This window comes from Ruegeria sp. CK1 (assembly GCF_056536545.1).
This window is the reverse complement of sequence record NZ_JBQFPX010000004.1, coordinates 312,552-331,562: the sequence shown is the minus strand read 5'-3', so window position 1 is coordinate 331,562 and position 19,011 is coordinate 312,552. Positions and strand designations below refer to the sequence as shown.

The following is a 19,011-nucleotide window of genomic DNA, read 5'->3' as shown; positions in this document are numbered from 1 at the left end:
GAACAGGCATCTCCCAACCCGCAAAATCAACCAGCTTACCACCCAACTCAACATGCAATGAATAAAGCGGAGTGCGATTCAGTTCGGTCATAACCAGTGCCCCTCAAATGCGGTTCTTAAAAAACGCTGCGCAGGTCGCTGTGGCAGAACTGCACGATAGACAGTCGTCTCCAACGTTCCCGGGACGCCATTGCAAGTCAACAGGATATGCCCAGCATTCGATGCAAAGCGTATACGGCCGTATGCAGCGCTTTTGTATCCTATAGGAAACTTTTCCCCTTTAGGCAACATCTAAAATGTCGATTGCCCAAGATCATTTGTGCACAAGGGAACTCGTAATTTAGGCTTGGTTTTTGATCTCAGCCTGCTCAACACCTCTGGTCCCTGCCCGAATCCTGCCCTAAGACTTCGCCCAAGAGGGACCGCAATGTCACATATTACACTGGTTCGTCACGGTCAGGCCAATACCGCCGCGCGTGATGAAGGAAGCTACGATCGACTCAGCGATTTGGGTCATCAGCAGGCGCGCTGGCTGGGGACGCATCTGCAAGAGACGCGGGCGCACCACCCGCGGGTTTACTGCGGTACGTTGCAGCGGCATGTGGAAACAGCTGCCAGCATGGGTTTACCCAATCCGATTCAGGACCCGCGCCTGAATGAGATCGAGTATTTCAATCTCGCTCAGTTATACGAACATCAACACGGCGTAGAAGTTCCCATGGATCGCGAAGGGTTTGTAGAACATCTGCCGCGCACCTTTGCTGCCTGGGCCAATGGAGAAATCGCCGATCCCCCGGAATCCTTTGAAGCTTTCGAAACCCGTGTTCGCGACGTGCTGCGCGATATCGGAACCGAGGGCGGGCCAGCCATCGTTGTGACTTCGGGCGGGCTGATCTCGATGGTGGTTCGGCAGGCGATGGGGTTGGACATCCCGGCAATGGCACGGGTAGCGCTTGCCATCATGAACACGTCCATGCATCGTCTGCACCCGATTGGCGCGCAGTTGAGCCCGGTTCTGTTCAACGCCGTCCCGCACCTGGAAGCACCCGACCGGCAATTCGCCCAAACACACTTGTAAAACTTCGGAGATCCTATGCAGCTTTACTATGCCCCTCGCACAATTTCGATTGCAGTGGCAATTGCTCTGGAAGAGGCAGGGCTGGAATATGAGGCGATCCAATTGAATTTCGCGGATGGAGAACAGACCAAACCCGCATACAAGCAAATCAATCCCAAGGGGCGGGTTCCTGCCCTGGTAGTCGATGGCGGCATCCTGACCGAGACCGGCGCTCTGCTTGAGTTCATCGCGGCCAAAGCACCAGAGGCCAAGCTGGTACCCGCCGACCCGGTTATGGCAGCGCGGATGCGCGAAGTGATGTTTTATCTCGCCTCGACAATGCATGTGAACCACGCGCACAAGATGCGTGGGCCTCGGTGGGCCGACAAGAAATCCAGCTGGAAAGACATGAAGGATAAAGTTCCCCAGACGATGACCGAGTCCTGCGACTATATCTCGTCGAACGGATTGCGCGGTCCGTTTGTTCTGGGCGAGACGATCTCGCTGGCCGATGCCTATCTGTACGTAGTATGCAGTTGGCTGGAAGGCGACGGCGTTGATGTTTCAACCTTCCCCAAAATCCTCGCCTTCCGCAAAGCGATGGAGGCTCGTCCGTCGGTTCAAGCGGTTCGGGCCGCTGGTATGCTCTGATTGAAAGAAAAGACATGACACATCTCTGGGTCCGGGCAGAACAGCGCCCCAATGAAGAACGGGTTGGTTTGACCCCCGAAGGCGCGCAGGCGCTGATCGCGGCGGGCATTCGCGTGACGGTCGAAGAAAGTTCCGTCCGCGCCATTCCAATTGACGGCTACAAACTGGCAGGGTGCGAAATAGCGGCTGAAAACTCATGGCCCGAGGCCCCGTTGGATGCGATCATCTTCGGCCTCAAGGAACTGCCCGAGGACGGCACGGCCCTTCCCCACCGTCACATCATGTTCGGCCATGCCTACAAAGGTCAGCATTCTGGTCGTGCGCTTCTGGACCGGTTCAAGGCCGGGGGCGGCACGCTGTATGATCTAGAGTATCTGGTGGACGCAGATGGCCGCCGGGTTGCCGCTTTTGGTTACTGGGCCGGCTACGCCGGGGCGGCTGTCACTTTGAAAACGTGGGCCGCACAGCAACGGGGCGAAGAGTGCCCTTCTGTGGGTGTGTATTCAGGCAAAGACGCTTTAAACGAGGAACTCTTATCCGAGTTGGACACCGCCAGATCCGACCGCCCCAGCGCCATTGTGATCGGTGCATTGGGTCGTGTGGGAACCGGAGCTGCGGACTTGTGTGAGGCCATGGGCGTGCAAGTGACCAAATGGGATATGGACGAAACCGCCAGCGGTGGCCCGTTCCCAGAGATACTTGACCATGACTTGTTCCTGAATTGTATCTTTGCACGTCCCGGCACCCCGGTCTTTGTCCCAAAAGAAGCACTGACTGCCCCTCGCAATTTGACAGCTATCGGCGACGTGGCTTGCGACCCGGACAGCGATTACAATCCGGTGCCCGTCTATGACCGCGCAACAACGTGGGATCACCCCGCACTTCGTGTGGCCACTGACCCAGTGTTGGACGTGATCGCAATTGACAATCTGCCGTCGATGTTACCGGTCGAAAGTTCGGAAGATTACGCAGCACAACTCCTGCCCTCTTTGCTGAGCTTAGCCGATCTGGACAACGGTGTTTGGGGCCGCGCGCGGGACGAATTCCGGAAACATGTTTAACCAGGACCTCATATGGAACACCTGATCGGAGCGGCGGCGGCTGTGCTCGGCACAATCTGCTGGCTGCCGCAGACCCTTAAGACATGGCGCACGCGCGAAACCAAAGACCTGTCTCTGCCCGCGAACCTGCTCATCCTGGCCACGCTGACCCTGTGGCTGATTTATGGATTGCTGATTGCGGCCTGGCCCCTGATCTTGGGCAACGTGATATCTATTCTTCTTGTCGGTGCGATTGTGACCGCAAAACTGAAATTCGGCTGAATGGCCAAAACAGGAGCTTACGCATGACTATCCATTGGTGTGGCACTGGCCTTTCGGCTATCCCCGGCCTGCGCCGCCTAATTGAAGGCGGGCAAAAGGTCACCATCTGGAACAGGACCGTTGAAAAAGCCAAGGCCGAGGTCGGAGACCTAACTGACGACATCCGCGCCTTCGACATCGACGCTCTGGGCGCGGTACTGGAAAAGGGCGATGTGATCGTCTCGATGCTGCCGGGCGATTGGCACGTGCCGCTGGCCGAATTGGCGATTTCGAAAGAGTCGAACTTTGTATCGTCCTCCTACATCGCACCCGAAATGCGCGCGTTGGACGACAAGGCGCGCGAGGCCGGTGTTGCGTTGGTTAACGAGGTCGGTCTGGATCCCGGCATCGACCATCTGATGGCACATGCACTTGTGGACGATTATCGCGCCTCAGATGAATTCGATCCACAAAACCACCTGAGCTTCATCTCATATTGCGGTGGCATTCCGAAAAACCCAAACCCTTTCCGCTACAAGTTTAGTTGGTCGCCGCTGGGGGTTCTTAAGGCATTGCGTTCGCCGTCACGCTCGATCCGAGACTACGTGACGCTGGACGTCGCGCGGCCTTGGGACGCGATCACAAGCTATATCGCACCGCTGCCCACACCAGAAAGCTTTGAGGTTTATCCGAACCGCGACTCCATTCCCTTCAGGGCCCAGTATCATTTCGAAGATCACTGGCCGGTCAAAGAATTTGTCCGCGGCACCCTGCGTCTGAACGGTTGGGCCGATGCCTGGTCGGATGTGTTTGCCGAGATCGAAACCCTGTCTGGCCCCGAAGGCGACGCGCGCCTGAAGGAAATGTCGGATCAGTTCTGGGAAGAAAACGCCTATGAAGAAGGTGAGCCGGACCGCGTGGTTTTGTGCGTCGGCCTAAAGGCGGAAAAAGACGGTATTCCAGTTTGGCACAAGACATATGTGATGGATGCCTGGGGCGATGCGCGCGGCACTGCGATGGCGCGACTGGTCTCAATCCCGGTTTCGCTGGCGGTCGAGGCGGTTCTGAACCGCGCTATACCGGCTGGCGTGCACGCCGCGCCTAGCGACCCGAAACTGGTGCAAAGTTGGATGGCTGAGATCGATAAACTGGCCCAGCATCTGCAAATAGTGGATCATACGTCCTGAATGGCACGTGCCTAAACTATGAAAAAGCCACTCCGAGATTTCGGAGTGGCTTTTTACATCTATAATATTGTCAGATATAGCGCTCTATAACGTCCTCGACGTCGCTGCGGTTGATGCCCAGGTCGGCCAATTCTCGATCGGAGAGGCGATTCAAGTCCTGCGCGGCGCACACGATGTTCGATCTGATCGCTTGCAGACGCATCGCCCGGTCGAACAATAAGACAGAACTGGCGTTTACTTTCGGCTCGGGGTTCAGTTTTGAATCCAGCATATTCTCCTCCTTTTATCCTGCCGCATCTAGTGCGACCCTCGGGTCAGTGAGCGGGACGCTTGTAGGGCTGTTGGTGATAGACACTCTGGTAGGCGCGCTCTTTGATCTCGTCGCGCGGCACGCCGATGTCGGCCAGTTGCTGGTCGCTCAGGCTTTCCAGCTCACGAACGGTCTTGGCCAAAATTCCGCGGCGGAAATGCTCGACCCGTGCTTCGGCGTAATTCGAGAACATACCGAAGAAGAGCCCCTTCTGAGGGGTAACTGTTTGTGCGTATCCCATGACTTTCTCCTTTAACTCTGAATTGCGTTTGTTGTTGCAAAACAGACTAAAGGGGTCGGGATTAACACTGCCGTAGGGACAGATTAAAACTGGTTAATGTGTCGGCCTACGGTCAGCTGTTCAGAAACATATGAGGCAAATTGAACAGATGTTGCCGCAGTTATTCACGCGCGAACGCATCCGTCGCAGCACGCCTGTCGAAGTTGACCCGTAGCTAGCAGTTCCTTGGCAAGGCGCGGATCATGTTGTTGGAGGTTAATTGCCGCCAGCCGCGCCTACATCAGGCCGTTTTCCACGTCCTCGGCCGAAATTCCCAACGCATCCAAGCCGTTCTCTAGGTGGTCCGACAGGTGCGGCGTGCCGATCAGGTAGTCGGCGCAAGGGGTCGACGCCTCGGACTTGGCGGTTGCGATGGCTTCGGCCAGATCCTCAGCAAAGAAGCTTTCGCGCCCGATCCACATAACGGCGACCAGTTCGGCTTGCTCATCTTCGCCCATGCGATCAATAAACGCGCGCAGTTCGCCCTCGGCGCGATCCAATTCGCGCCCCATCATGGCGACCTGAGCGATTTTTCTTGCCGAGATTTCCAACATGACCAACTCCTCGTGTTCGCGGTTTCATCCTACCACAACCACTCTTGGGCACCTGAGTCTTTGATCTTACTCAAACAAAGTTGCCTCAGGGTTCGCGAACGCGGGAAATCGGATGATCGGGAACGGGGGCGGCGCGAAACGGACGGAAGCGGGCCTTTTTCACCCAAAGTTTCAGCGCCTGCCACAGTATCAGAAAAAACGCGCGGCGTGCACCAAACGGACGGCGCATAAGCGACCAAAGAATGGCGCGGTTGGTCAGAGGTGCCCGAGGGCCAGTCAGTGTTGCAATCAACCCGCCACTCTCACGCTCATAGTCGATCCAAACGCCCACTCTGTCAGGACGGTAATCGAAACGGAACGTATAGTGTCCTTCGATTTTTTGAAACGGCGAGACATGCATCAGTTTGTCAGCCACAACTCGATCCGAAGGCTGGATCGGCGCAAAACCGGGATTGTGGCACAGATAGCTGTGGCGCGTTCCATAGGTGTTCGTTACTTCCGCCACCACTGCGTAAAGCTGACTGATTGCATCGAAACAGAACCAGAAACTGACCGGGTTGAAAACGTGACCAAACACGCGCGGTTGGGTTAGTAAAGTAATACGGTCAGGCTGGGTCACGCCCATCTGGTCGAATTGTTCGCGCACCCAAGCGGCGCCACGTCCCTGTTTTGGCGCACCGCCGTGGTCGCTGTCTCGCCAGTTGGTAATGTTGCGCCTATTGATTGAAAACAGCGCAGGCGTCTTGGGCTGTGCTTCTGGGTCCAGCAAAATATAGTCGACCGAGTATCGAAACGCATTTTGAATCGTGCCTTTACGTCCGTGAAACGTATGACCCGCAATATGGTCGACCCTGTTCACGCGATTTTCCCCAATGTGCCAGTAAACCGTTCAAACGGCATTCTTTTCCTAACGCCTGTGTACAAGATAATACGAAAAATAGCCCTGTGCGGATCAAAAACAGCAGATAAAGTGATCCGCCTTGGGCCGACGCGCGTAATGTGGTTATGTTTACCGAGATCGATACCGTGACCTTGGATGAACCGGCGGCCGATAGGCCTGCACTCAAACCTTGGCGCGCAAAAAAACGCATCAGGGGCAAGCCGGTGAACAAAGGGGATAGCAGTTGCGATACCAGGGCTGAGTGGGTGCTCCACGTCAGGCGCATAAGAGATTCGCAAGATCAGGCGGCTTTCGCCGAGCTGTTTCAGCACTTTGCGCCGCGTATCAAGGCGTTCCTGATCAAGTCAGGGTCGGATGCCACCCTGGCGGAGGAATGCGCGCAAGAGGTCATGGCGACCTTGTGGCACAAGGCGCATCTGTTTGATCCAAGCCGCGCGACCGTGGCCACTTGGGTGTTCACGATCGCCAGGAACAAACGCATTGATGCTCTGCGCAAACAACGTCGCCCCGAACCCGAAGATTTGGGATGGGGCCCCGAGGCAGAGCCAGAGCAGGAAAACGTTCTGGCGCTGCAACAAGAAACCGCGCAGCTGCGTGACGCCATGGCGGCGTTGCCCGATGCGCAACGAGAACTGATCGAGAAGGCCTATTTTGGCGACCTGAGCCACCGCGAGATTGCGTCTGAGACCGGGTTGCCGCTGGGCACGATAAAATCACGGATTAGATTGGCGCTGGACCGCTTGCGTCATTCGATGAATTGAGATGGCAACTATGAGCAACGAGATCAAACATCACCTGACAGACGACCTGCTGATGGCTTATGCTGCGGGTTCGCTGCCTGAGGCGTTCGACCTGATGGTCGCGACGCATCTGTCGCTGTGTGACCACTGCCGTGCGCGGGCTGAAAGCTTTGACGCTGTTGGGGGCTGCGTTCTGCAGGATCAAGACACCTCTGCAAGCATGAGCGATGGGTCCTTGGCCGCGACGATGGCATTGATTGCCCAAGGTGCACCTGTTGCGAAACCCGCACTTCCGGAATGCTCGGTCCTGCCAGCGCCACTACGGGACTACGTTGGTGGCGACGTAAATGATATCAAATGGCGCCCGATCGGGATGGGAGTGAAGCAGGCGATCCTGCCAACTACAAGCGAGGCCTCTGCCCGCCTTCTATTCATTCCCGCAGGCGCTGCCGTGCCTGACCATAGCCACAACGGCATGGAATTGACGATGGTGCTACAGGGCGCATTTTCTGATGAAGTTGATCACTTCGCCCGCGGCGATGTGGAGATTGCAGATGAAGATCTGCACCATACGCCCACTGCGGATATCACCGAGGATTGCATTTGTCTGGCAGTTACCGACGCGCCGCTGAAGTTTAACAAGCTGATGCCGCGGCTGTTCCAGCCATTCCTTCGTATCTGAGCGCTCGGACAATTCCGTGCTAAAGTGACCTGACTGTGCATTTGGTCGAGGAGCAGGCTATGCGAAAACTATTGATCATCATCACCGCGTGGGCCGCCTTGGCCACAGCAGTCAACGCGCAACGGGTAGCCGAGGTGAAGTTTGAGCCGGGCAACTTTGGCACAATGGTCAACGGAACCATCACCGGAGACGAATATTTCGACTATACCCTAGGTGCGCAGGCGGGGCAGGAAATGTTTGCCGACCTCAAGGTCAGCGACACCAACGGCAATGGCGTTATTTATTTCAACATCCTACCGCCGGGTAGCGACGGCGAGGCGATCTATAACGGCTCAATAAATGGAAACACCGCCCGCATCGATTTACCCGAGAACGGGAACTATACGATCCGCGTTTATCTAATGGGCAATGATCGGGATACCGGTAAGACAGTCGGGTACAACCTAGATCTATCGATCCAATAGGGTCTAGCCTTCGGTCTTGCCCAAGGGCACGACGTTGGTGTGATCTTCCGGGGCCAGCTCTTCAAAATCGAAGTTATCCAACCGCTGAGCGCGGCGTCCGGCTTTTTCGGCGCTGATCTTGATCTCTGAAATATCCTTGGCCGCCTGCCCGAAATGCCGGTCCAGGTTGGACACCCGATCACCCAAACGCTCTACATCCTTGTGGAGCGCGCCCAGTTCCTTGCGGATAGCCCCGGCTTGTTCTCGCATACGTGCGTCTTTCAAAATCGCCCGCATGGTGTTCAGCGTCGCCATACAGGTGGTGGGAGAGACGATCCAAACGCGTTTGGAAAAACTTTCCTGTACAAGTTCGGGAAACTTGGCGTGCAGTTCTGCATAAACCGCCTCGGACGGAAGGAACATCAGCGCACCATCGGCAGTTTCACCGTCCAATATGTACTTCTCAGCAATGTCGTTGATGTGTTTGCGCACTGTGCTGCGGAACATCTGCACCGCCGCTTTCAATTCTGCATCGTTGGTGGATCCGATCAGCGCCTCATAAGCTTCTAGCGGGAACTTACTGTCGATCACAATCGGCCCCGGGGGGTTGGGTAGGTGGATCAAGCAATCTGCACGCCGACCGTTCGACAGTGTGGCCTGAAGCTGAAAACTGTCCGAAGGCAACGCCTTGGACACGATATCGTTCAGCTGAATCTCACCAAACGCACCGCGTGTCTGCTTGTTTGACAGGATGTCCTGCAGCGACAGCACATCGCCCGACAGTTTGGTGATATTGTCCTGCGCCTTGTCGATGGCGGCGAGCCGCTCCTGCAATTGGGTCAGCGAAGTCGCGGTCTGTTTCGACGAGCCATGCAGCGATTCCTTCATCCGCTCCTGCATCTCGGCCAACGCCCGCGCCGACTTCATCGCATTGTCCGCCAGCCGGTCATTCATCTGCTGCTGAACTGAGGACAATCGCGCCTCGACCGTCTGGATAACCTGCACCTGCGCATTTGCCTGTGTGTCTGAAACATGCTGCAAGCCGCCGCGCAACTGCTCTTGCCCCTGCCCCAGCTGCTGCACATGCTGACCAAGATTAGCCATCTGCCGGGCCAAGGGTTCCGCCATCTGAACTGAACGATTAGCGGCGCGCAACGACAGGAACAACAACAGCAGGATCAACGCCACAACCCCACCACCGATTAGGATCACCGGGTCGTTCAATGCAACTTGGGTTCCAAAAATCTCGATCATGTCGCCTCGAATGTTCTTGTTTTATTCTTATTAGCGCGGCAGCGCCGTTGGATCAACTGCGCCCGAACAGACGTTCAATATCGCTCAGCTTCAATTCCACATAGGTTGGCCGCCCGTGGTTGCACTGCCCGGAATGAGGGGTCGCCTCCATCTCGCGCAGCAGGGCGTTCATTTCTTCGGCCCGCATCCGGCGACCTGACCTAACCGAACCGTGGCAGGCTACTCGGCTTAGGATCGCCTCGATCCGAGCTTGTACGGTCTGGCTTTCCCCCTGATCAGCGAGCTCATCGAGAATATCCAAAATCATTGCGCGGGCATCGACTTCACCAAGTATCGCAGGCGTTTCACGCACTGCGATAGCACCCCCGCCAAAGGGTTCGAGCGTCAACCCAAGACGCGAAAGATCTTCGGAGACTGCCATCAGGCGCGCGCAGTCACCTTCGGAGAGTTCAACGATTTCGGGGATCAGCAGCGCCTGCGCTGCGACACCGTTTTCGGCCATTTGTGCTTTTAGCTTTTCATAGACCAGCCTTTCATGCGCGGCGTGTTGGTCCACGATCACCATACCATCGGCGGTTTGGGCGAATATGTAGTTTTCATGAACTTGTCCGCGCGCTGCACCCAGCGGCAAATCTTGTGGCGACAGTTCGTCAACCTCAACCGGGACAGGCGTCGGAGCAGGCTCAACAACGCTGCCGCTGTAGTCGCGCGAAATCTCGGCAAAACCCGGCGCTTGCGCTTGAAAAGCTGCTTGCCTGGCCGCAGGGGATGGACGATCCATCTGATAAACCCGCGCGGGTGAGGTTTGGGCTGGTTCAGGCCGCATTGCACCCAGCGTTGCATTGGCAACGGTGGTCGAAGCCCGATGCCCTGCCTCGGCCAATGCATGTCGAAGGGCTGAGACGATCAGCCCTCGTGCCACACCCGGATCACGGAAACGCACCTCTGACTTGGCGGGGTGGACATTCACGTCCACCTGCGTCGGGTCGCAGTCAATGAACAGCGCGGCTGCCGGATGGCGGTCGCGACTTAAGAAATCGAAATAGGCCGCCCGCAAAGCGCCTGTCAGCATCTTGTCCCGCACGGGCCTGCCATTGACGAACAGGTATTGCGCCACTGCCGCGCCGCGCGAATACGTCGGCAGAGCGGCATAGCCAAACAACCGAATGCCGTCGCGCGTGGCGTCGATCTGTAAGGCATTCTCGGCAAACTCACGCCCGATCACGCGAGCCAGCCGCGCGTGCAGTGCATCGAATAGATCACCGTTCTCGCGGTCGGCGCGGAAGGTCACACGCCCTTCGCCCCCACCCGAAACATCGCGCAGCGTGAATGAAATGGCAGGCTCGGCCATTGCCAGACGTTTGACGGTATCTGAAATCGCCTGCGCTTCGGCGCGATCCGTGCGCATAAACTTCAACCGGGCGGGTGTCGCAAAGAACAGATCGCGCAGTTCGACAACGGTACCTGTACGCAGAGCGGCCGGTTTTACCGCCTCCATCTTGCCGCCTGATACATTGATCGAGGCAGCCTCTGCCCCCGGTACCCGGCTGGTTATGGTCAGCCGGCCAACCGCGCCCAGCGAAGGCAACGCCTCCCCCCGGAAGCCAAAGGTGTGAATGTTCAAAAGATCCGAGCCGTCGATCTTGGACGTGGCATGGCGTGACAACGCAAGCGGCAAATCTGCAGCCGAAATCCCGCAGCCATCATCGGTTACACGAATCAATGTCTTGCCGCCGTCGGCGATGTCGACGGCAATCCGAGTTGCCCCGGCGTCGATTGCGTTCTCCACAAGCTCCTTAACCGCCGAAGCCGGGCGCTCCACCACTTCACCCGCTGCAATACGGTTGATTGCTGCATCGTCGAGCTGCCGTATCACGGGGCGGTTTTCGCTGATATTGGGGTTTGCCTGTGTCATACTACCAGACCTAGCACAGGCAGGCGCGATTCTGCCACTGGTTAGGATGCTCTATTTTTGCGGAGGGGGCGTTCGAACAATCTCGCCGCGCCAACGCGAACAGCTGACAAACTTGACCGAGATTGTCCGAACGATCCGATGTGAGTGGTGGTCATTCAGAAATTAATTGCAGGGGAACTAGCACGAAAGCCAATAGGACAGTTATTAACTCTGTCAGCACTTGGAATCTGGGCGATTTTCAGCCGAAAGGCCGCACGCGGCAACAGCGGGATCACGCCGTGTCAAGCCGCGCTGGGTGCTCCCGCTCGGGCACGACATGGCCCCCAAAGCGCGGCAAAGGCGAGGATCAAGCCGGACACGGTCGCAATCATCCCCGCGGCACTGACCGCGTCTGCACCCCCAAGCCAGAGCGGCCCGTAGCCTGCCAGCACATAACCCAAGATCGCGGACAAGGCGGCGAAGATGACACTCCACACGATCTGGGTTTCTAGCCGGTTGGTCATCATCCGCGCAGCCGCCGGAGGGCAGATGAACATCGCGATCACGATGATTGATCCGACCGCGTCAAAGGCGGCTACGGCAGAAATTGCTGCAACTATCACCAAAGCCATGCCCAATGTACTGGTACGAATACCGATGGTGCGGGCGAAACCTTCGTCAAAGGTGGAGATCTTGAGCGGACGCCAGAACAGCCAGACAAACAGAGTCACCCCAACCAGCGTCAGCGCAATGCGCGGCAGTTCAGGCGGCAGCCCTGCCAGCGCTGTCAGGTCCAGTAGTGATGACCACCCAACAGCATCCAGCCAAATCAGGCTTTCCAAGTTGCCGTAAAGCGCATGTTCCACGTCCAGATGCACGGCTGAAGTATCGGTCTGTTCCAAAAGCAGCACGCCGCCCGCGAACATTGTCGTAAAAACCACCCCCATAGCAGCCCCCGGTTCGATCTTTCCCAATCGCCGGATCGCCTCGATCATCAACACAGAGACAACCGCTGCACCGGCCGCGCCCAGCATCATTGGCCAGGTCGAGATCGCTCCGGTCAGGATGAAGGCCACCACGATACCCGGCAGCACCACATGGCTGATCGCATCGCCGATCAGGGCCTGTTTGCGCAGCACCAGAAAGTTGCCGGGCAGCGCGCAGGCAATCGCCGCACAGGTGCCGATCAGCAACGGGGTCAGGGACAGAGGGACAAATTCCTCGCCACTCATGACGGTACTCCCTGCGGGCCGCCGATCTGGCGGTCGATCTCGACGATCTGGTCGCGGGTCAGAACGGTTTCGATATCCCGAAGCCCATCGTAAAGCGCAGCCGTTGCCTCATGTGCCTGATCGGCGCGCACGATCTCCCACCGTTTTTCGTCGCGCAGCGCTTTGGCCGCGTGGGCTTTGCCGGCCTCTGTGGCAACCCCATCGGCACGGGCAAACCCGGCGCGTTTCAACAGGCGTAAGGTCAGAGGCTCGTAAATTTTTTGACCTTGCGCGAGCGCCAGCAACCCCTGCCGTATGTGGACACGGCGCTGAAATTTTAGGTGTTGCAAGATCGCTGCCAAAACACCTCGGACCGGAGCGAACATCAACGACAGTGCAAAAAATCCAAAACTTACCAGCACGATTATGGGGCCTGTTGGCAGGTTCGGGGCCGAAGCCGACAATGCCGCCCCCAAATATCCCGCCAGCCCTCCTGCCAGACCTGCCAACAACACCACTCGGTCTGAACGTTCGGTCCAGAACCGCGCTGTAACCGCAGGAATAATCAGAAGTGCCACGATCAGGATCAGCCCGACGATTTTCAAGCCAACCACGGTGACGGCCATCACCAACCCCATCATCGCAAGGTCAATCTGATGGACCGGCAAACCCCGCGCCGCAGCATATTCCGGATCAAAGGCGACCATTGTCATGGGACGCCGGATGATCATTACCAAAGCCAACGTCGCCGCCCCTCCAACTGCGATGATGAGTGCGTCGTCCCAAAGCATTCCTGCGGTAGACCCCAGCAGAAATCCTTCGAGCCCAGCCTGACGCCCGACACCCATGGTTTGGATGATGGTCAACAGAACGATGCCAAAACCAAAAAACACGGACAGAACTGCCCCGATCGCCGCATCTTCGGCCAACCGTGTGCGGCGCGTCAGCCAGTTCATGCACAACAGCCCAATCCATGCCGAGATGGCGGACCCTGCCAGTAGTCCAATCAGGTTTCGCCCGTCGCCACCAAAGCCGACCATCATCATGAAGGCCAGGCACACGCCCGGCAGGGTTGCATGGCTGATCGCATCGCTGACCAGAGCACGTTTGCGCAGAAACAGGAAAGTGCCAGTAACCCCAGCGGATACGCCCAACAAGGTCGCACCTATAGCGACCAGCGTGGCATTGTAACCCAGCTGTAGGGTCAGTGCGTCCCAAAGCATGGCTTACCCCAATGCGCGTGAGATCTGATCGATCTGAGCTGTGGCCAGACGACCTCCGTACGCGGATTGCAGGGTTTCGGCAGTGAAAGCTTCGGCAACAGGGCCTTCGGCTACCTTGCGGGTATTGATCAGGAAGACATGGTCGAAATAATCGGTAACAGTGGCCAGATCGTGGTGCACCACAACAACGGTCTTGCCTGCTTCTTTCAGCCCTTTCAGCACTGCAATGATGGCCTTTTCCGTGGCCGCATCGACCCCGGCAAAGGGTTCATCAAGCAGGTACAGGTCCGCTTCCTGTGCCAAAGCGCGGGCCAGAAACACCCTTTGCTGTTGGCCACCGGAAAGTTGCCCGATCTGGCGATCCGCAAAATCACGCATACCAACGCGGTTCAGGCAATCCATCGCCCGGGCCATATGTCGCGCACGGATGCGACCCAGCAAGCCCAGCTGCCGGGACAATCCCATCAGCACCACGTCAATTACGCGGGTCGGGAAATCCCAATCTACACTGGCGCGCTGCGGGACATAAGCGATCCGAGCGCGTTGCTGATCCAGTGGTTTTCCATAGACAGTGACGTGTCCAGACAACGGTGACACGATCCCTAAGGCAGCTTTCAACAAGGTCGACTTGCCCGCCCCGTTCGGACCAATAATGGCCGTCATCGCGCCGGGTTGCACGGTCATGTCCACCGAAAACACTGCCGGTTTCTGACCGTAGGAAACAGTGAGGCCGCGAATAGCCAGCGGGCTGTCTTCAATACCGTTTTCGGAAATCGATAGTCCCTGATCCGCGGCCAGTTCCAGCATCATTCAAAACCCCGCGGACAATCTGCCGTTCACGCCGCGATCGGGCACGTCTGCGCCCAGCGCTCCGGCGATAACGGTGATATTGTGATCCAGCATGCCGACATAGGTGCCCTCATAAGTCCCCGGCTCTCCCATGGCATCCGAATAAAGCTCACCTCCGACGCTCACATCATGGCCCTTGGCCGATGCCCCTTCGATCAATGCACGCATCGAGCGGTCAGAGACCGAGCTTTCCACAAACACCGCTTTCAGTCGTTTTTCGACCAGCGTATCCACCAGTTCACCGATCCGGTTCAGACCGGCTTCGGACTGGGTCGAAATCCCTTGAATACCCATCACCTCGTAGCCGTATTCGGCGCCGAAGTATCCGAAGGCGTCATGGGCCGTGACGAGAAGACGGTTGTTTTCCGGCACAGACGCCAAAGCTTGAGCGGCATAGGCTTCCAACTGATCGATTTCCGCCAGATGCGTTTGTGCGTTTGCCGCGAAGATGTCCGCAGCCTCGGGGCGCGCCGAGGTCAGGGCCTCTTGCACTACAACCACCACTTCACGCCACAGCGCCGGGCTCATCCAAACATGCGGGTCGTATTTATCAGCATAGTCATCATGCGCACGCAGCTTTGACCTGTCGATCCCCTCTGCCACCGCAACAACGGTGCGTTTGCGGCTAAGATCTTGGAAGAAACCCTCCATCTGCGCTTCAAGATACAAGCCATGCCACAAGATCAGGTCGGCACGGGTCATTGCAACAATATCGCTACGGGTCTGGCGATAGGCGTGAGGGTCAACACCGGGGCCCATCAAGCCCTTTACCTCAACCTGATCGCCTCCAACCTGTCGCACAGCGTCTGCGATCATGCCGGTGGTGGCGACCACTTTTAAAGGTGCCTCGGCCCAAGCCGCCAACGGCAAAGCAGCGGCAAATGCCAATACTGCAAAAAAGTTGCGACGAATCATGTCAGACCTCGATCTACAAGTCAGTTCAGAATGAATATGCGAACCATTCGCAACTATGTCAATGCTATTGAGAATTATTCGCAACAAAACGCCTATTTTGTCCATTTGGTCAAAAAATAGAACGTCGAACCTCTGCTATGCCTTCCATTTATGCGCGGCCCGTGCGATTTTGACGCAAACCTCCCAAAGGACGTGACTATGGATACGCAGAGCTCAGACAGCCCCGTGCGCACCGCGCATCTGCCACAGGTAACCGAGCCCAGAAACCCCGGTATGGATCTTGATCTGGACTGGGTAAGGGCCGTGCAGGCCAATACTTCGGCAATTGAGCGCCGCGCGGCGACCCTTCCCGGTCGGCGGTCGGTGAAGAAAGACTATCAGGCCGCGTGGCTGTTGAAGGCGATCACGATGATCGACCTGACCACCTTGTCGGGCGATGACACGGTGGGTCGCGTCCGCCGCCTGTGCGCCAAAGCGCGCCAACCAGTTGCTCCTGCAGTCTTGCAGGCGCTGGACATGCCGCCGATTACCACCGGTGCGGTCTGCGTCTATCATGACATGATCGAAACCGCTGTTGAGGCGCTGAAGGGCATCGGCATTCCGGTCGCGGCTGTTTCAACCGGTTTTCCTGCCGGTCTATCGCCGTTCCACCTGCGCGTGGCCGAGATCGAGGAAAGCGTGAAAGTCGGCGCCGAAGAGATCGACATCGTAATCTCTCGCCGCCACGTGCTGTCGGGCGACTGGAAAGCTTTGTATGAAGAGATGAAGGCCTTCCGTGTGGCCTGCGGCGATGCGCATGTCAAAGCCATCCTCGCCACCGGAGAGCTGGGCAGCCTGCGCAACGTCGCGCGCGCCTCGCTGGTGTGCATGATGGCGGGCGCTGATTTCATCAAGACCTCAACCGGTAAGGAAAGCGTCAACGCGACCCTTCCCGTATCTCTGGTCATGATCCGCGCGATCCGCGACTACTATGACCGCACAGGGTATCGGGTTGGCTACAAGCCTGCGGGTGGGATTTCCAAGGCCAAGGACGCGCTGGTTTATCTTTCGTTGATCAAGGACGAGTTGGGCGACCGTTGGCTGGAACCGGACCTGTTCCGCTTTGGCGCATCGTCGCTACTTGGCGATATCGAGCGGCAGTTGGAACACTACGTGACAGGCGCGTATTCCGCCGGTTACCGTCACTCCATGGGCTGAGGAAAGAATAATGACAGTCAAAGAAATCTTCGAAACCATGGATTACGGCCCTGCCCCCGAAAGCGCGGCAGAGGCGCTGGCTTGGTTGGTCGATCAAGGCGACAAGTTTGGTCACTACATCGACGGTGCCTTTACCAAGCCCGGCAAAGGTTTTGAGAGCCGCAACCCGGCGACCGGGGAAGTTCTGGCCAAGTTGACACAAGCAAAACAGAGTGATGTGGACGCCGCCGTTGCCGCCGCGCGCAAGGCGCAACCGAAATGGGAGAAGCTGGGCGGTGCGGGCCGTGCGCGGTATCTTTATGCAATCGCGCGGCTGTTGCAGAAACACGCGCGCCTGTTTGCGGTGCTGGAAAGCCTGGATAACGGCAAACCAATCCGTGAATCGCGGGACATCGACATCCCTCTTGCGCAGCGGCATTTCTACTATCACGCAGGCATGGCGCAGCTGATGGAAAACGAATTGCCCGACGCGCAGGCGTTGGGTGTATGCGGGCAAATCATCCCTTGGAACTTCCCGCTGCTGATGCTGGCGTGGAAAATTGCACCGGCGTTGGCGATGGGGAACACGGTGGTTCTGAAACCGGCTGAGTATACCTCGCTGACTGCGCTATTGTTTGCTGACATCTGCTCGCAGGCCGGGCTGCCGAAGGGCGTGGTGAACATCGTCACCGGTGATGGCGCCGTGGGTGAGATGATCGTCGCCTCGGACGTGGACAAAATCGCCTTTACCGGTTCGACCATCGTTGGCCGACGTATTCGCGAGGCGACCGCAGGCTCGGGCAAGGAACTGACATTGGAGTTGGGCGGCAAGTCTGCCTACGTCGTCTTTGACGACGCCGATATTGATTCAGCCATCGAGGGTCTGGTCGACGCGATCTGGTTCAATCAGGGTCAGGTCTGCTGTGCGGGTTCGCGCCTGTTGGTGCAGGAAGGCATCGCGGATCGCTTCCATGACAAACTGCGTGCCCGGATGGATAAGCTGCGCATTGGCGACCCACTGGACAAATGCATCGACGTGGGTGCGGTTGTGGACCCAGTTCAGTTGCAGACCATCAAGAGCATGGTGGAAAGCAACACTGTCGGTCACGTGCACCAAGCCGCCTGTGATCTGCCTGAGAACGGCTGCTATTACCCACCGACACTGATTTCGGGGCTGGAGACATCTGATCCGCTGATGCAGGAAGAGATCTTTGGCCCGGTTCTGGTGTCGTCCACCTTCCGCACGCCAGAAGAAGCGGTCGAACTGGCCAACAACACCCGCTACGGGCTGGCCGCGACTGTTTGGACCGAGAATGTAAACCTCGCGCTGGATATCGCGCCCAAGCTGGTCGCGGGCGTGGTCTGGGTGAATGCCACCAACCTGTTCGACGCGGCGGCCGGATTCGGCGGTTTGCGAGAAAGCGGCTTTGGCCGTGAAGGCGGTTGGGAAGGTCTTACGGCGTACACCAAACCCAAGAGCAAGGCCAAGCCGCTGACCAAGGTCGAAGCCGTGATGGGCGAAGGTGCTCCGGTCGATCCGATTGACCGCACCGCCAAAATGTATGTTGGCGGCAAGCAGGCTCGGCCTGACGGCGGTTATTCAAAACCCGTCTGGGGCAAGCCCGGCCTGCTGGGCCATGTGGGGCTCGCCAACCGCAAGGACGTCCGCAACGCAGTCGAGGCTGCGGCCGGTGCTAAAGGCTGGTCCAAGACTACCGGCCACCTGCGGGCGCAGATACTCTATTACATCGGCGAGAACCTATCGGCCCGTGCCGATGAATTCGCGACACGCATCGATGCCATGACCGGCAAGAAGGATGGCGCGAAAGAGGTCGACGCCTCGATCCAGCGCCTGTTCACCGCTGCTGCCTGGGCCGACAAGTATGACGGTCAGGTTCATGGTGTGCCGATACGGGGTGTGGCCATTGCCATGAAAGAACCGGTCGGTGTGATTGGCGCGCTTTGTGCGGATGAGGCACCGTTGCTGGGTCTGATCTCGGTCATGGCGCCTGCGATTGCTATGGGCAACCGGGTGGTGCTGGCGGCAAGCGAACCGTACCCACTGGCGGCGACCGATTTCTATCAAGTTCTTGAAACCTCGGACGTGCCCGCTGGTGTGGTCAACATCCTGACCGGCAGCCACGCGGAGCTGGCGAAACCGCTGGCCTCGCACCTGAACGTCGATGCGGTCTGGTCGTTCTCATCGACGGACGTGTCGAAAGAGATCGAGGTCGTCTCGGCCGGAAACCTCAAACGAACCTGGGTCAATAACGCGACGGCATTCGACTGGGGCGTGGACCATTCGCGCCGCTTCCTGCAGGCTGCGACCGAGGTGAAAAACATCTGGGTGCCCTACGGCGAGTAGGGCTCCCGCATCTGGGAG

20 protein-coding genes are annotated in these 19,011 nt (G+C 57.7%); 10 read left to right on the top strand and 10 right to left on the bottom strand.

Going from position 1 to position 19,011, the window contains the following annotated elements:
• The first annotated feature begins 427 nt into the window (after nucleotides 1-427).
• From ACR0L3_RS12720 to ACR0L3_RS12700, 5 genes are read left to right on the top strand one after another with little or no spacing between them, the layout of a single operon-like run.
• A complete protein-coding gene (locus ACR0L3_RS12720; RefSeq protein ID WP_480746101.1) occupies nucleotides 428-1,078 on the top strand; it encodes a histidine phosphatase family protein in 651 nt (216 codons plus the stop codon).
• Between the two features lie 15 nt (nucleotides 1,079-1,093).
• Nucleotides 1,094-1,708, top strand: a complete 615-nt coding sequence (locus tag ACR0L3_RS12715) for a glutathione S-transferase family protein (protein WP_480746100.1) — start codon at nucleotides 1,094-1,096, stop codon at nucleotides 1,706-1,708.
• Nucleotides 1,709-1,722: 14 nt separating this feature from the next.
• A complete protein-coding gene (locus ACR0L3_RS12710; RefSeq protein ID WP_480746099.1) occupies nucleotides 1,723-2,769 on the top strand; it encodes a saccharopine dehydrogenase in 1,047 nt (348 codons plus the stop codon).
• Nucleotides 2,770-2,781: 12 nt separating this feature from the next.
• On the top strand, nucleotides 2,782-3,030 hold the full coding sequence (locus tag ACR0L3_RS12705; RefSeq protein WP_480746097.1) for a SemiSWEET family sugar transporter: 249 nt from the start codon (nucleotides 2,782-2,784) through the stop codon (nucleotides 3,028-3,030).
• 23 nt (nucleotides 3,031-3,053) lie between these two features.
• Nucleotides 3,054-4,196, top strand: coding sequence for a saccharopine dehydrogenase family protein (locus tag ACR0L3_RS12700; protein WP_480746096.1), 1,143 nt, complete (start codon nucleotides 3,054-3,056; stop codon nucleotides 4,194-4,196).
• 70 nt (nucleotides 4,197-4,266) lie between these two features.
• Here ACR0L3_RS12700 and ACR0L3_RS12695 read toward each other — a convergent pair whose 3' ends face one another.
• The 4 genes from ACR0L3_RS12695 to ACR0L3_RS12680 form a co-directional block, all read right to left on the bottom strand.
• On the bottom strand, nucleotides 4,267-4,467 hold the full coding sequence (locus ACR0L3_RS12695) for a DUF1127 domain-containing protein (RefSeq protein WP_480746095.1): 201 nt from the start codon (nucleotides 4,465-4,467) through the stop codon (nucleotides 4,267-4,269).
• A gap of 43 nt (nucleotides 4,468-4,510) precedes the next feature.
• A complete protein-coding gene (locus ACR0L3_RS12690) occupies nucleotides 4,511-4,747 on the bottom strand; it encodes a DUF1127 domain-containing protein (RefSeq protein WP_480746094.1) in 237 nt (78 codons plus the stop codon).
• 275 nt (nucleotides 4,748-5,022) lie between these two features.
• Complete coding sequence (locus tag ACR0L3_RS12685) at nucleotides 5,023-5,340, bottom strand: DUF3775 domain-containing protein (RefSeq protein WP_480746093.1); 318 nt, start codon at nucleotides 5,338-5,340, stop codon at nucleotides 5,023-5,025.
• Nucleotides 5,341-5,425: 85 nt separating this feature from the next.
• A complete protein-coding gene (locus ACR0L3_RS12680; protein ID WP_480746092.1) occupies nucleotides 5,426-6,199 on the bottom strand; it encodes a DUF1365 domain-containing protein in 774 nt (257 codons plus the stop codon).
• 146 nt (nucleotides 6,200-6,345) lie between these two features.
• Between ACR0L3_RS12680 and ACR0L3_RS12675 the strand changes: the two genes are divergently transcribed.
• Genes ACR0L3_RS12675 through ACR0L3_RS12665 form a run of 3 tightly spaced genes read left to right on the top strand, consistent with a single transcriptional unit; the run spans nucleotide 6,346 to nucleotide 8,127 of the window.
• Nucleotides 6,346-7,002 carry a sigma-70 family RNA polymerase sigma factor gene (locus tag ACR0L3_RS12675; RefSeq protein WP_480746091.1) on the top strand — a complete coding sequence of 219 codons (657 nt, stop codon included), beginning with the start codon at nucleotides 6,346-6,348 and terminating at the stop codon, nucleotides 7,000-7,002.
• A gap of 10 nt (nucleotides 7,003-7,012) precedes the next feature.
• Nucleotides 7,013-7,663: a ChrR family anti-sigma-E factor gene (locus ACR0L3_RS12670; RefSeq protein WP_480746090.1), complete on the top strand. Its 651-nt coding sequence runs from the start codon at nucleotides 7,013-7,015 to the stop codon at nucleotides 7,661-7,663.
• Between the two features lie 59 nt (nucleotides 7,664-7,722).
• Nucleotides 7,723-8,127: a hypothetical protein gene (locus ACR0L3_RS12665; RefSeq protein ID WP_480746089.1), complete on the top strand. Its 405-nt coding sequence runs from the start codon at nucleotides 7,723-7,725 to the stop codon at nucleotides 8,125-8,127.
• 3 nt (nucleotides 8,128-8,130) lie between these two features.
• Here the strand turns inward: ACR0L3_RS12665 and ACR0L3_RS12660 are convergent, their stop codons facing one another.
• The 6 genes from ACR0L3_RS12660 to ACR0L3_RS12635 form a co-directional block, all read right to left on the bottom strand.
• A complete protein-coding gene (locus ACR0L3_RS12660) occupies nucleotides 8,131-9,360 on the bottom strand; it encodes a DNA recombination protein RmuC (RefSeq protein ID WP_480746088.1) in 1,230 nt (409 codons plus the stop codon).
• A 52-nt stretch (nucleotides 9,361-9,412) separates the two neighbouring features.
• A complete protein-coding gene (gene mutL / locus ACR0L3_RS12655; RefSeq protein WP_480746087.1) occupies nucleotides 9,413-11,275 on the bottom strand; it encodes a DNA mismatch repair endonuclease MutL in 1,863 nt (620 codons plus the stop codon).
• A 281-nt stretch (nucleotides 11,276-11,556) separates the two neighbouring features.
• Nucleotides 11,557-12,486 carry a metal ABC transporter permease gene (locus tag ACR0L3_RS12650; protein ID WP_480746086.1) on the bottom strand — a complete coding sequence of 310 codons (930 nt, stop codon included), beginning with the start codon at nucleotides 12,484-12,486 and terminating at the stop codon, nucleotides 11,557-11,559.
• Nucleotides 12,483-13,688 (bottom strand): metal ABC transporter permease, encoded by a 1,206-nt coding sequence (locus ACR0L3_RS12645; RefSeq protein WP_480746085.1) that lies wholly within the window; start codon nucleotides 13,686-13,688, stop codon nucleotides 12,483-12,485. Before ACR0L3_RS12645 ends, ACR0L3_RS12650 begins: the two co-directional genes overlap by 4 nt.
• Before the next feature lie 3 nt (nucleotides 13,689-13,691).
• Nucleotides 13,692-14,495, bottom strand: a complete 804-nt coding sequence (locus tag ACR0L3_RS12640; RefSeq protein ID WP_480746111.1) for a metal ABC transporter ATP-binding protein — start codon at nucleotides 14,493-14,495, stop codon at nucleotides 13,692-13,694.
• Between the two features lie 3 nt (nucleotides 14,496-14,498).
• Nucleotides 14,499-15,452, bottom strand: a complete 954-nt coding sequence (locus tag ACR0L3_RS12635) for a metal ABC transporter solute-binding protein, Zn/Mn family (protein ID WP_480746084.1) — start codon at nucleotides 15,450-15,452, stop codon at nucleotides 14,499-14,501.
• A gap of 198 nt (nucleotides 15,453-15,650) precedes the next feature.
• Between ACR0L3_RS12635 and deoC the strand changes: the two genes are divergently transcribed.
• Together deoC and ACR0L3_RS12625 are read left to right on the top strand one after the other, a co-directional pair.
• Nucleotides 15,651-16,649 carry a deoxyribose-phosphate aldolase gene (deoC, locus tag ACR0L3_RS12630; RefSeq protein ID WP_480746083.1) on the top strand — a complete coding sequence of 333 codons (999 nt, stop codon included), beginning with the start codon at nucleotides 15,651-15,653 and terminating at the stop codon, nucleotides 16,647-16,649.
• A gap of 10 nt (nucleotides 16,650-16,659) precedes the next feature.
• Nucleotides 16,660-18,993, top strand: coding sequence for an aldehyde dehydrogenase family protein (locus tag ACR0L3_RS12625; RefSeq protein ID WP_480746082.1), 2,334 nt, complete (start codon nucleotides 16,660-16,662; stop codon nucleotides 18,991-18,993).
• Nucleotides 18,994-19,011 lie beyond the last annotated feature (18 nt).